This is a genomic window from Streptomyces sp. NRRL F-6676, assembly GCF_000725625.1.
GTDB lineage: Bacteria > Actinomycetota > Actinomycetes > Streptomycetales > Streptomycetaceae > Streptomyces.
The window spans coordinates 39432-51689 of sequence record NZ_JOHS01000024.1; the positions used below are offsets into that span (position 1 = coordinate 39432).

The window sequence follows — 12258 nt, forward strand, 5'->3', positions numbered from 1 at the left end:
TGATCCTTCCGGCAAGAGAGGCCCACCCCCAACGTACGGGGACAGGCCCCAACTCACAGGCCGCTCACTACTACTTGGGCGAGTCGTGGCACCCGGCGTGGCACTGGTTGCAGTCGGCAGCGTCCTCCATGCCCCAGAGGGAGGGGTCGATCTCGAACCCGGCCGCCTTGATGGCCCTGATCGTCTGTTCCAGTACGAGCGGGCCGCCGGTCTTGGAGTCGTGCCCGTCCTGCGTCACCTCGTCGTCGGTGACGCACAGGACTCCGACCGCCGCCCCCGGAAGCTCCGGCACGTGGTGGATGTACCGGCCGAAGTGCCGGCTGGTGAAGTGGTGGTACGGGATCGAGTCGAGCATGAACGAGTGCCATGCCTCGTCCACCTGCTTGGACGGGCCCATGAGAAGGTCCGGGTTCTCGCCACACGTGACCAGGTAGGCGATGGCTTGTCCGAACGTGGCCTCTGCCAGTTCGCGCGTGTTCTCCGGGTTGCGGAGGAGGAGGGCCACCTCCCGCTCCCACACGTCCGGGGTGACGTACGCCTTCGGGTCGCGGATCACTACTGCCGTGCTCATGCTGGCTTGCCTCCACGCAATTGGGGGTCCGTGGTGCTGCGGTCATTTCGCCCACCCCTGCACTTGGGGCACAGGCACGGCGGCATCAGGCCGGTAGCGAGGGGTTCCCCGCCCTCACCCTCGTACAGGGTTCGCGGCTTGGTCTGGGTGCCGTCGGCTCTCACCGTGTAAGCGCTGATGCGGATGGACATGACGACCATGTTCCGGATCGATCACGACCATTGCGGCGACGTTCAAGGCGCCCCTCGGGCGTCATGTCGGTGCCACCCCAAGGGCGTCAAACCGGTGTCATTGGAGGCGTGACATGGCTACCCTCGGATCATGACGACTCCGGCCGAGCGGGAGCGAATCCCGAACGACGTGCTGACTTCGTTGCGCAAGTCGATGAACCTCAGCCAAGACGAGTTCGCCCGGGGCTTACGCGGCGCAGGCGAAGAGTTGGGGGAGCCGAACGACGCCTCCAAGCGACTCGTGCAACGCTGGGAGTCCGGGGAGACCAGGACATGCCGCCCGCTGTATGCGCGGGCGCTGAAGCAGTTCACCGGCCGTTCCCCTGAGTCGCTGGGGTTCGCGATCCCGATGGCACGCGTCCACTCAGACGGGTCAGGAGGCCACGACATGGAAGCTGAGGCAGTCGGCACGGCCGACTCTGTCACCATCCCGGAGACGGAGCCGCAGACCGAGTACGCGGGCATCTGGCTCTCCCGGTACGAGTTCTATTCGTCCAGCCGCGACGAGACGTTCGACTGCAAGCATCACGTCGTGCTCATCCAGCACGGCAACCGGCTGACAGCTCAGAGCCTGCCCGGAGCATCGACCAACCCGGACAGCCCATTGTCTCTGGATCTCACCGTCGAACGGAACGTCGTCACCGGTACGTGGACCGAGCAGACGGCGACTGACGGCTACTACCAGGGCGCCCGGTACCACGGTGCGATTCAGTTGCTCATCGAGCCGACGGGCCGACGTATGGCGGGCAAGTGGGTCGGGTTCGGCAAGGACTTCGATGTGAACACGGGGCCGTGGGAGCTGCACCTGCTCGACCGGTCTACGGGTCGCGCAAGCATCGAACGGTACTCAGCCGTACCGACGTGAGCTCGACGCGCTGCCGAGGGCGCGGGGCCCGGCTGGTCGCGGGGGCGAGGTGATGTTCACCCAGGTCGTCGGCCCCGGCATCGGCGTGATCCACAGCCGCGTCGGCATCCTCATGCCGGGCGAGGAGCAACCGTCGCGCAGGCGTTCGTCGATGCGGCTCTTCGTCGTGGTGTGGCGGGAGGACCGCTGGGTGGTCGAGGCGCTGCACAATGCACGTCTGCTCTCCCCGGAGAGTATGGCGGTCCTGGAATCCCTGCCCCACTGACGTCGGTGGCCGTACGGCCCCCGGGGCGCGTACGCGGTCACGCCGGCACCGCGAGCCCCGGGCGCCGCTCGCCGCGGACGCGGCGGATGGTCAGGGACATCAGCGCCGCCACCGCGCACAGGGCGCCCGCCGCGTACCAGACCACGTCGTACGAGCCCGTCGCGTCCCGCACCACGCCGCCCGCGTACGCCACCGCCGCCGCGCCCACCTGGTGGGAGGCCAGTACCCAGCCGAAGACGATCGCGCTGTCCTCGCCGTACTGCTCGCGGCACAGGGCCAGCGTCGGCGGTACCGTCGCCACCCAGTCGAGGCCGTAGAAGACGATGAAGAACACCATCGGCGGGTGCACCGACGGGCCGAGCAGCACCGGCAGGAACATCAGCGACACGCCCCGCAGCGCGTAGTAGAGCGCCAGCAGGCGGCGCGGTTCGATGCGGTCGGTGAACCAGCCGGAGGCGATCGTGCCGAGCACGTCGAAGACCCCGATGACCGCGAGCAGCGAGGCGGCCGCCGTGATCGGCATGCCGTGGTCGTGCGCGGCCGGCACGAAGTGCGTCTGGACCAGGCCGTTGGTCGTGGCGCCGCAGATCGCGAAGGTCCCGGCCAGCAGCCAGAACGGGCCGGTGCGGACGGCGGACGCCAGCACGCCCACCGTGCGCCGGGCGGCGCCCCGTACGGGCTCCGGCTTCGGCACGAACTCGGCCGCCCCGTACGGCGCCCGGCCGACGTCGGCCGGGTGGTCGCGCAGCAGCAGCCAGACGAAGGGGACCACCGCGAGCGCGGCGAGGGCGACCGTCACGGCGGCCGGCCGCCAGTCGTGCGTCTCGACGATCCAGGACAGCACCGGCAGGAACACCAGCTGCCCGGAGGCGGACGCGGCGGTCAGGATGCCGGTGACCAGCCCGCGCCGCGCGGTGAACCAGCGGTTGGTGACGGTCGCGGCGAAGGCCAGCGCCATCGAACCGGTGCCGAGCCCGACCAGCAGGCCCCAGCAGAGCAGCAGTTGCCAGGCGGCGGTCATCCACACGGTGGCGCCCGAGCCGACGGCGATGACGACCAGCGCGCCCGCGACGATCCGGCGGATGCCGAAGCGGTCCATGAGCGCGGCGGCGAACGGCGCGGTCAGCCCGTAGAGCGCGAGGTTGATCGAGACGGCGGCGCCGATCGTGCCGCGCGACCAGCCGAACTCGGCGTGCAGCGGGTCGATGAGCAGCCCCGGCAGCGACCGGAAGGCGGCCGCGCCGACGATCGTGACGAAGGTGACGGCGGCCACGAACCAGGCCCGGTGCACCCGCGCCCGGGGGACGGGGCGCGGACTCACGGGGGCGCTCTCGGCGGCTTCGGCGACGCCGGCCGCATCGGCGACACCGGTTGCTTCAGCGGCTTCGGCGGTGTTGTCGGCTGTCTGACTCACGTCACAGAGCTTCCGTGAGACGGCCGTCCCGAACGAGTGGCCCGAAAGCCAGCATTCGCTAGGATCGGGCCATGGCCACCGCCGGCACGCCCTTCCGCCCGCACCGCGTCGTCGTCCTCGCCCTGGACGGACTGCTCCCCTTCGAACTGGGCATCCCGCAGCGCATCTTCCGGCGCGCGCGGGACGCCGAGGGCCGGCACCTGTACGACGTGCTCACCTGCTCGGTACGGCCGCCCGGCCCGGTCGCCACCGACGCCGACTTCGACCTCCTCGTCGCCCACGGCCCCGAGGCGCTGGCCACCGCCGACACCGTGATCGTGCCCGCCTCCTACGAGCTGGGCCCGGTGCACGAGGAGGGCAGGCTCACCCCCGAACTGGCCGCCGCCCTCACGCACATCCGGCCCGGCACCCGGCTCGTCGCCATCTGCACCGGCGGCTATGTGCTCGCCGCCGCCGGGCACCTCGACGGCCGGCTGGCGACCACGCACTGGGCATCGGCCGAGCACTTCCAGCGGCTCTTCCCCAAGGTTCGGGTCGACGCCGACGTGCTGTTCGTCGACGACGGCGACGTACTCACCTCCGCCGGGGTCGCGGCCGGCATCGACCTGTGCCTGCATCTGCTGCGACGGGACCACGGCACGGCCGTCGCCAACGAGGTCGCGCGGCACACGGTCGTACCGCCCTACCGGGACGGCGGGCAGGCGCAGTACATCCAGCGGCCGCTGCCCCAGCCGCAGCAGGCGGGCACGGCGGCGGCGCGCGCGTGGGCGCTCGGCCGGCTGCACGAGCCGATCCAGCTGAGGGACATGGCGGAGCAGGAGTCGATGTCGGTACGGACCTTCACGCGGCGGTTCCGTGAGGAGGCCGGGATCAGCCCGGGGCAGTGGCTGACGCGGCAGCGGGTGGAACGGGCCCGGTATCTGCTGGAGTCCAGCGATCTGTCCATCGACCAGATCGCCCGGGACGCGGGCTTCGGCACGGCCCAGTCGATGCGCCAGCACCTTCAGGCGGTTCTGGGGGTGACCCCGACGGCGTACCGCAGGACGTTCCGTACGGGCGGGACGGACACCGCGGCGTAGGCCCGCGCGGTGGCGCGAAGTTGTCCACAGGGTGTGGACAACGCGTCGGCGTCACCCCGTACGGTCCGGCCGGCGGCGCGCTGCCGGCCGCCCCGAGCACGGGACCGCGCGCCGCCGAACACGATCCGCACTCGCCGAGGGTGCTCCGTCACCGGGACCCTCGCCGTCCCCTCGCCGCGAATCGCTCACCACAAGCGTGATCAAACGGACACCTGACGTCAACACCCATTGCGTGAATGGTCCGTTATGTACTTTTCGTGATTCCGCGTACGGAAGCACACCCGGGCGCATCCGGCTCGGGTTCGCGGCGCGGGAGGGCGCCCGTGCGGTCGCATGCCCAGGCGCGCGCCTCCCGGGAGCGCCCCCGGGGAGCGCCGGACGCCGCTCCTGCGACCGGTCCCCGGAGCGTCTAGACCGCCTCGTAGGCGAAGCCCCCGTGCGTCGCGGCCGTGCCGTCGGGGCTGCCCGGGCCGTCCGCGGGGTCCCCGGCCGTCGCACGGTCCATCTCGCACCAGATGCGCTTGCCGGTGCCCTCGGGGGCCCAGCCCCAGCGGTCGGCGAGGCCGTCGACGAGGGCGAGGCCGCGGCCGCCGGTGGCGTCGCCGTCGGCGTGTCTCGGCACCGGCGCCCGGTCGCAGGAGTCGGCCACCTCCAGCCGTACCGTCCCGGCCGGACCGCCGGCGTCCTCGCGCACGCCCGTCAGCAGCAGCCGCAGCACGGCCGGGCATCCGGTGTGCACGACGGCGTTGGTGACGAGTTCGGAGACGAGCAGCACCAGCGTCTCGGCGACGGGCTCGTCGGCGCTTATGCCCGACCCCGCGAGCCGCGAACGGGCCCACTTCCGGGCCCGCCCCACCTCAGCGGGGTCGGGCCGGATCTCCAGCTGCACTTGAAGCACCTGCACCGCTCACACCATCCGAACCGGCGGACACATCGCCTCGCGCCCCATGGGCGCCACGGTCGTGGTCATCCTCTGCACGCACGGAACCGGGATCACGGACCGTGATTCCCTTGCACGGCAGCATGGTTGACGTACAGTCACCTCAACAAGCGCTTCGGGCATATTCCAGCGCGAAGGAGTACGCGTACGGCATACTGTGCGACGCCTGCTCCGGTGAGTCGAACAAGCAGTGGCGACGGTCCGCCCTGCCCTGCGAGCGGCGTACATGGCGCGATCCGGCGCCGTCCGCGGCGCCGCGCCACGACGGCTCGGCCTGTGCACCACTCGCATCCACCACAAGGTACCGGAGACACCCGCCGGCGACGGTCCGTGACGGGTCGGAGGCGGGTGGCGGTTCCGTGGCTACGTTCCGTCACCACATCCGGCCCTCGCCGCGGAACCGGTCATTCCGGGACGGTGAAGTAGCGCGCGAAGGCCGTGACGACGTCCGGTTCGGCGATGCGGCCGTCCGCGTCGGGGTCCAGCGCCGCCGCGGCCGTCGCGGCCATGGGCTCCGGGACGCCGAGCGCCCTCAGCACCCGTACGGTCTCCTCGACCGTCGCCGCGCCGTCCCCGTCGCCGTCCGCCACCGCGAACGCCGCGTGCAGGAAGGGGCGGGCGATCTCGGCGAACCGCTCGGGGTTGTCCCGCAGCCGCTTGACGGCGCCGCCGACGAACTCCTCGCGCGTGATGCGCTGGTCACCGTCCCGGTCCGCCATCCCCGCCATGCCCTGCCAGAACGCCTCGGCCCCGGCGTAGAGGGCCTGGCCCTTGTCGCAACGGGCCGTGGTGCCGAACTCGGCGAGCAGCGCCTTGGCCGCCGCGTTGAAGTCCTCGCGGTCGATCCAGCCGTTGCCGTCCTGGTCGAAGCCGGCGAACCGGGCCGCGATCCTGCGCTCGTACTCGGTGCTGACCATGTGTTCTGCGCCGCCTCACATGACGTCGGGTCCTTCTCGCCCGGAGCGTACGACGCCGGGGCGGCCCGGGGAGCGGGAAAACCACGCTTGTGCCAGGACCGGGGGAATTCCGCGACAACTCTGGGGAAAACCCGCACACGCGTGTGACGCGCACCGCCGGGAGTGGCGGCGGCGGTGGGGCCTGTCGGCTCAGACCGAGAGCGGGTCGGCGTCCTCCGTGACGGCGACGGTGACGTCCGGGTACACGTCGAACAGCCGGCGCACACCGAGCGCGGCGAGGACCCGGTTGACGTGGGAGCCCTCCTCCGAGCCGTGCGCGGGCAGGATCAGCCGCAGCCGTCCCCGGCAGGAGCGGATCAGACGGCGGGCGGCGATGAGTACGCCGACGCCGCTGGAGTCGCAGAAGAAGACCCCGGAGAGGTCGAGGACGAGCCGGTGGCGGCCGTCCGCCACCACGTCGTGCACGCGCCCGCGCAGCGCCGGCGCACTCACCAGGTCCAGTTCGCCCGTCACACGGAGCACGGCCCACTCGCCGTGCCCGGCCTCCGTCACCGTGAGCGCCACCGCCAACGCCTCCCGCTCGCCCGCCCGTCCACCGACCGTCGGGGCGGGCGCCCTGGTCCGCACTCTCAACCGGAACCCGCCCCTACGTTTTTCGTCGGCGCGCCTTCCCCACCGCCTCACCATGAAACACCTGTTCTCGATCCAATGCCTGTGGTATATGAGCCATTCCGAACAACTTCGGTCGCGTACGGTCATCTTTGGGCAGAGTTGATCTAGGTCGGCTCCGGCGGACGGCCCTGCGGGCGGGCCCCCTACCATCCGTGGTCGGCAGGGGGGCGCGCATTGTCACAAAGGGGCGTGCGCCGTCGGACGTGCCGACTACATTCGAGAAGGCCTTGGGCACAGGCTGGACCAGGACAGGGCCGCGGGCAGCACCGCGGACCGCACCGGGGAGGGGGCGGAACCGGATGGCGACGAAGGACGCACCACCCCGCTGGGACCGGCGGATGCAGCAGCGGCTGGCGCACGGCGAGGCGGCGGCGCTCGGCGAGCTCTACGACCGGTTCGCCTCCCTCGTGCACGGGCTGGCCCACCGCGTCCTCGGCGACGACCGCGCCGCGGACGCCCTCACGCGCGAGGTGTTCGTCCACCTCTGGGAGCACCCGGACACGTACGACCCCAAGCAGGGGCCGCTGCGCTCCTGGGTCGCGGCGGTGACCCACCGGCTCGCGGTGCGGCGGCTGCGGGCGGGCGGGGCCCGCGCCGGTGCGGAGCCGGAACCGGAGCGGGACCTGGAACTGGAACCGGAACCGGAACTGGAGCGGACCGTGCGCCACGCGTCCGTCGCCGCCCGCGCGGACTACATCGTCACCTCCCTGCCCGCCCCGCTAAAGGCGGCGCTGGAGCGGGCGTACTTCCAGCGCCGTGACTACCGCCAGACCGCCGCCGACCTCGGCATCACGGAGGACGAGGCGCGCCGCCGGCTCCGGCTCGGCCTGCAACTGCTGGCCACGGCGCACGACACGGGCGGCCCGGGCACGCCGGGCGGAACCGGCTTCTCCGGCGGTACCGACTTCTCCGGCGGACCCGGCGGAACCGGTTTCTCCGGCGGACCCGGCGGACCCGGCGGCCCCGGCTTCTCCGGCGGCCCCGGCGGCCTTCCGGAACCCGGGGGTCCGGTGTGAACGGCGGCGGACCGGGGAACCCCGAGGAGTCACGCGCGCACGGCGACGGACGGGACGGCGCGCCGCGCATCCCGCCGCCGCGCACATCCGTCGAGGACGGCGGCCGCCCGCTGCCCCCGGCGCCCCGGCCGGCCGCCGTGCCCGTGCTGGAGCACCGGGTACTGATGTCGCTGCTCGGCGCCTGGGCGCTGGCCGCCTGCTCGCCGGAGGAGACGGCGGCGGTGGAGGAGCACCTCGGCGACTGCGGCGCCTGCGCCGAGGAGGCCCTGCGGCTGCGGGACGCCGTCGGGCTGCTGCACCCGCCGGAGAGCCTCGACCTCGACCCCGGGCTGCGCACCCGCGTCCTGGACACCTGCCTCGAACGCCGCCGGCCGCGCATCCCCGTGCCCGGCTGGGCGGCCCCGTACGACGCGGAGACGGCGCGCCTCGACGCGCTGTTGCAGGACTTCGGCGACGCGGAGTGGCACGCGCCGGTGCGGCTGCGCTGGTTCGACGGGCGGGCACCGGCCACCCGCCGCACGACGGTCGCCGGCGTCATCACCCATCTGCGGTGCGTCGACGGGCTGGTGGCGGCGGCACTCGGCCTGGAGGACCCGCTCGCGGAGACGGAAACGCAAGAGGCCCCGGACGAGGACACGCACACGGCCGCGCACACGCACACGGCCGCGACCGGTTCCCCCACCGGGCGGACGGAGGCGTACTGGAACGCCGCACGGGTGCCGCCGACCCGGGCCGTGCGCGGGCCCTGGCGGGAGCAGAGTCACGCCGTCGTGCGCACGGCCGCGTTCGCGGGCGGCAGCAGCGGCGAACTGGCCGTGCCGTACGGCGACTTCACGCTGCCGCTGCGGGACGCGCTGCTGGACCGCGCCTTCGAGTGCTGGGTGCACGCGGACGACATCGCGGAGGCCGTCGACTACCCGTACGTGCCGCCCGCGCCCCGGCATCTGCACGGGATGATCGACCTGGCCGCCCGGATGCTGCCGCTGTCGCTCGCCGCACGACGCCGGGCGGGGCTGGCGGAACCGGCGCCACGCGGCCGCCACCTGGTGGCGGCGGGCGCGCCGGGCCGGAGCCTGCGGCTGGAGATCGAGGGACTGGGCGGCGGCGAGTGGCTGATCCCCCTCGACTCCCCCGGCGCGGCGGCGTCCCTGGACCACACGGTGGCCCACATCGCCCTGGACGGCGTCGAGTTCTGCCGCCTGGCCGCGGGCCACGTCCCCCCGGCCGAAGCCGCCGCCGGCCGCTCGGGCGACCGCACGGCCATCCAGGAGGTCCTGTTGGCGACGGCGTCGTTGAGCCGGTTGTAGGGGCCCGGCGGGACTACGCGAAGATCACCGTGCGGTGGCCGTTCAGGAGGATGCGGCGTTCGGCGTGCCACTTGACCGCGCGGGCCAGTGCCTGGCACTCCACGTCGCGGCCGATCGCGACCAGCTGGTCCGGGGTCACGTCGTGGCCCACCCGCTCGACCTCCTGCTCGATGATCGGGCCCTCGTCCAGGTCCGCCGTGACGTAGTGCGCCGTCGCACCGATCAGCTTCACGCCCCGGGCGTGCGCCTGGTGGTACGGCTTCGCGCCCTTGAAGCTCGGCAGGAAGGAGTGGTGGATGTTGATGATCCGCCCGTTCAGCTGCTTGCACAGGTCGTCGGAGAGGACCTGCATGTAGCGGGCGAGCACCACCAGTTCGACGTCCGCCTCGCGCACGATCTCCAGCAGCCGCGCCTCCGCCTCCGCCTTGGTGTCCCGCTTCACCGGCACGTGGTGGAAGGGGATTCCGTACGACGCCACGAGCTCGGCGAAATCCGTGTGGTTGGAGACGACGGCCGCGATCTCGACCGGCAGCGCCCCGGTCCGCGCCCGGAACAGCAGGTCGTTCAGGCAGTGGCCGAACTTGCTGACCATGAGGACGACGCGCATCCGCTCGTCGGCCCGGTGGATCTGCCAGTCCATCTGGAAGGAGTCGCCGATCGCGGCGAAGCTCGCCCGCAGCTTCTCCGACGTCACGGACGGCTCCGCGGAGAAGTGGACCCGCATGAAGAACAGCCCCGTGTCCTGGTCACCGAACTGCTGGCTGTCCACGATGTTGCAGCCGGTCATGAAGAGATAGCTGGACACCGCGTGCACGATGCCCTGCTTGTCCGGGCAGGAGAGGGTGAGGACGTACTGCTCACCGGTGTCGGCGGCGGCGCCTGCGTCTCGCGTGGACTGCTCAGTCATGCAGCACAGGGTCGCACACGGCCGACGGCGGTGAACAACTGTCCCAAGGGCCGGAACCTCCGTGGGCCGGATCCGGTCACGCCGGCCGGTCGTGTCACGCCGGCCGGTCCTGTCACGCCGGCACGGCCGCCGCTCACGCCGAGCGCGTCATGATCCGCAGTACCTCCAGCGAGCGCGGCGGCGCCTCCGGGTCCTCCCCGTCCGCCGTCGCCAGCCGGACGTGGGCCTCCCGGGCCGCCCGTACCGCGTCCGGCCAGGACGGGTTCTCGAGGTACGTGGAGACCGGCGCGTCGGGCCCGACCTGGTGCATGATCCGCAGCACCCGCAGCACGGCGGTGTCCACCAGCGCCGCCTCCTGGGCGTCGCGGAAGATCGTCCCGACGTACTTCTCGGCCGACCAGTTGTCCAGCCAGGTGTCCTCCACCAGCCGGTACACGGCGTCGGTCACGTCCCCGTACCCTTCGGTGCCCGCGAGCCAGACGTCCCGCTGGAAGGCCGGGTCGGAAAGCATGTGCAGCGCGGAACGCACGTTGCTGCGCCAGCGCCACCACGGCATGTCGTTGAGGGGCATGGCGCCCATGGTGGACGAGCGACGCCCGCGACGGGAAGGGTTCTCCGGAGCTTGCACGGTCATCGATCGTACGTTCCGCCCGCCGGAGTGATCACCGGCCCCCGCAATTCACCTCCCCGTCACCCTGCGTTGCCCTTCGCTCACTCTCCAGTTGACGATGTGCCGGAATCGTGCGGAACCATGACCGGCAGGCGACGCACGTCCACGACCACCCCCCGCTCCCGCCGCACCCGCTCCGTGCGGACCGCCCTGCTCTCCGCGGGCGCGCTCGCCGTCTGCGGGGCGGTGGCCGTCGGCTGCGGTGCCGTCCCCGGCGTCATGGGCGGCGGGAGCGACACCGTGACCGTCATGACCTGGGCGCCCCAGGACACCTCCGCCACCAACAAGCCGGGCATGCCGGCGATGGCGCAGGCCTACGCCCGCTGGGTCAACGCGCACGGCGGTCTGGGCGGCCGCACGCTGAAGGTGCTGGTCTGCAACGACCACAACAGCTCGGCGGACGCCGCCGCGTGCGCCCGCCGCGCGGCCGACGAGCACGTCGTCGCCGTCGTCGGCTCCTACAGTCAGCACAGCGACTCCTTCCTCGGCCCGCTGGAGTCGGCGGGCATCCCCTACCTCGGCGGCTACGGCCTGACCCAGGAGGAGTTCGAGAGCCCGCTGTCGTACCCGGTCAACGGCGGGGAGCCCGCGCTGCTGGCCGGGCTCGGCGAGGAACTGGGCCGCAGTTGCGGCCGGGTGGCGCTGGTACGGCCCGACACGATCGCGGGCGACGAACTGGCCGTGCCCTTCAACGCGGGCCTGAAGGCCTCCGGGCACGCCGCCGCGACGGACGTACGGGCCACCGAGGGCGCCACCGCCTACGACGACCAGGCGAAGCAGGCGCTGGCGACGGTCACCGGGGACACCACGGGCACCTCCGGCAAGGGCTGCGTCGTCCCGGTGCTCGGCGAGCGCACGGACACGTTCGTGGACTCCTTCCGCCGGATCCGCGCGGACTACCCGGAGGTCCGCACGGCCTCCGTCCTCGGCAGCGTCGACCAGTCGGTGGTCGACGCCGCCGGCGGGGCGTCCGGCCCGTACGAGGGGGCGTACGCGACGAGTTGGTACCCGGTGGCGAGCGACGCCCGCTGGAACACCATGAAGAAGGTCATCAAGGACAACGCCTTCGGCGACAACCGGATCGACCCCGCCGACGCGGGCGTCCAGACGACCTGGCTCGCCTACACCGCGCTCCGCCAGGTCGTACGGTCCCTCGGCGACGGCGAGGTGACCGCCCGCGCGGTGCAGCACGCCCTGGACGGCGGTGCGAAGGTCACCACCGGCGGTCTCACCCCCGCCCTGAGCTGGCGCTTCGAGGACCTGGCGGCGGTGATCGACTACCCCCGCCTGGTCAACTCGGACGTCACCTACCAGGTCGTGCGCGGGGGCCGGCTGGTCTCGGCCCGCAAGGGCTTCGTCAACGTCTCCAAGACGCTGGAGACGCCGGCGTCGTCGTAGAGCCTCC

The 12258-nt window shown here is 72.4% G+C and carries 12 protein-coding genes and 1 pseudogene; 6 read left to right on the top strand and 7 right to left on the bottom strand.

The window, feature by feature from the left end:
- Positions 1–70: 70 nt before the first annotated feature.
- Positions 71–571, bottom strand: a complete 501-nt coding sequence (locus tag IO29_RS17240; RefSeq protein WP_234307546.1) for a glycine-rich domain-containing protein — start codon at positions 569–571, stop codon at positions 71–73.
- 321 nt (positions 572–892) lie between these two features.
- On the opposite strand from IO29_RS17240, the gene IO29_RS17245 reads away from it, so the two are divergent.
- Both IO29_RS17245 and IO29_RS17250 read left to right on the top strand, forming a co-directional pair.
- On the top strand, positions 893–1666 hold the full coding sequence (locus IO29_RS17245; RefSeq protein ID WP_030380377.1) for a helix-turn-helix domain-containing protein: 774 nt from the start codon (positions 893–895) through the stop codon (positions 1664–1666).
- 52 nt (positions 1667–1718) lie between these two features.
- Positions 1719–1931, top strand: coding sequence for a nuclear transport factor 2 family protein (locus tag IO29_RS17250; RefSeq protein ID WP_051707793.1), 213 nt, complete (start codon positions 1719–1721; stop codon positions 1929–1931).
- Positions 1932–1968: 37 nt separating this feature from the next.
- On the opposite strand, the gene IO29_RS17255 is transcribed toward IO29_RS17250, so the two are convergent.
- Positions 1969–3252 carry an MFS transporter gene (locus tag IO29_RS17255; RefSeq protein ID WP_199806896.1) on the bottom strand — a complete coding sequence of 428 codons (1284 nt, stop codon included), beginning with the start codon at positions 3250–3252 and terminating at the stop codon, positions 1969–1971.
- A gap of 164 nt (positions 3253–3416) precedes the next feature.
- On the opposite strand from IO29_RS17255, the gene IO29_RS17260 reads away from it, so the two are divergent.
- Positions 3417–4424, top strand: a complete 1008-nt coding sequence (locus tag IO29_RS17260; RefSeq protein ID WP_030380374.1) for a GlxA family transcriptional regulator — start codon at positions 3417–3419, stop codon at positions 4422–4424.
- 409 nt (positions 4425–4833) lie between these two features.
- Here IO29_RS17260 and IO29_RS17265 read toward each other — a convergent pair whose 3' ends face one another.
- The 3 genes from IO29_RS17265 to IO29_RS17275 form a co-directional block, all read right to left on the bottom strand.
- Positions 4834–5328 (bottom strand): ATP-binding protein, encoded by a 495-nt coding sequence (locus IO29_RS17265; RefSeq protein ID WP_078618317.1) that lies wholly within the window; start codon positions 5326–5328, stop codon positions 4834–4836.
- Positions 5329–5768: 440 nt separating this feature from the next.
- Positions 5769–6281: an EF-hand domain-containing protein gene (locus IO29_RS17270; protein WP_030380372.1), complete on the bottom strand. Its 513-nt coding sequence runs from the start codon at positions 6279–6281 to the stop codon at positions 5769–5771.
- A gap of 189 nt (positions 6282–6470) precedes the next feature.
- A complete protein-coding gene (locus IO29_RS17275; protein WP_030380371.1) occupies positions 6471–6845 on the bottom strand; it encodes an STAS domain-containing protein in 375 nt (124 codons plus the stop codon).
- A gap of 407 nt (positions 6846–7252) precedes the next feature.
- Here IO29_RS17275 and IO29_RS17280 point away from each other — a divergent pair.
- Both IO29_RS17280 and IO29_RS17285 read left to right on the top strand, forming a co-directional pair.
- A pseudogene (locus IO29_RS17280) lies at positions 7253–7840 on the top strand (sigma-70 family RNA polymerase sigma factor); the annotation flags it as partial.
- 125 nt (positions 7841–7965) lie between these two features.
- Positions 7966–9276 carry an anti-sigma factor family protein gene (locus IO29_RS17285; RefSeq protein ID WP_030380369.1) on the top strand — a complete coding sequence of 437 codons (1311 nt, stop codon included), beginning with the start codon at positions 7966–7968 and terminating at the stop codon, positions 9274–9276.
- Between the two features lie 13 nt (positions 9277–9289).
- On the opposite strand, the gene purU is transcribed toward IO29_RS17285, so the two are convergent.
- Complete coding sequence (gene purU, locus IO29_RS17290) at positions 9290–10183, bottom strand: formyltetrahydrofolate deformylase (protein WP_030380368.1); 894 nt, start codon at positions 10181–10183, stop codon at positions 9290–9292.
- 133 nt (positions 10184–10316) lie between these two features.
- Positions 10317–10817 carry an SCO4402 family protein gene (locus IO29_RS17295; protein ID WP_030380367.1) on the bottom strand — a complete coding sequence of 167 codons (501 nt, stop codon included), beginning with the start codon at positions 10815–10817 and terminating at the stop codon, positions 10317–10319.
- 117 nt (positions 10818–10934) lie between these two features.
- On the opposite strand from IO29_RS17295, the gene IO29_RS17300 reads away from it, so the two are divergent.
- Positions 10935–12251: an ABC transporter substrate-binding protein gene (locus IO29_RS17300; protein WP_030380366.1), complete on the top strand. Its 1317-nt coding sequence runs from the start codon at positions 10935–10937 to the stop codon at positions 12249–12251.
- Positions 12252–12258 lie beyond the last annotated feature (7 nt).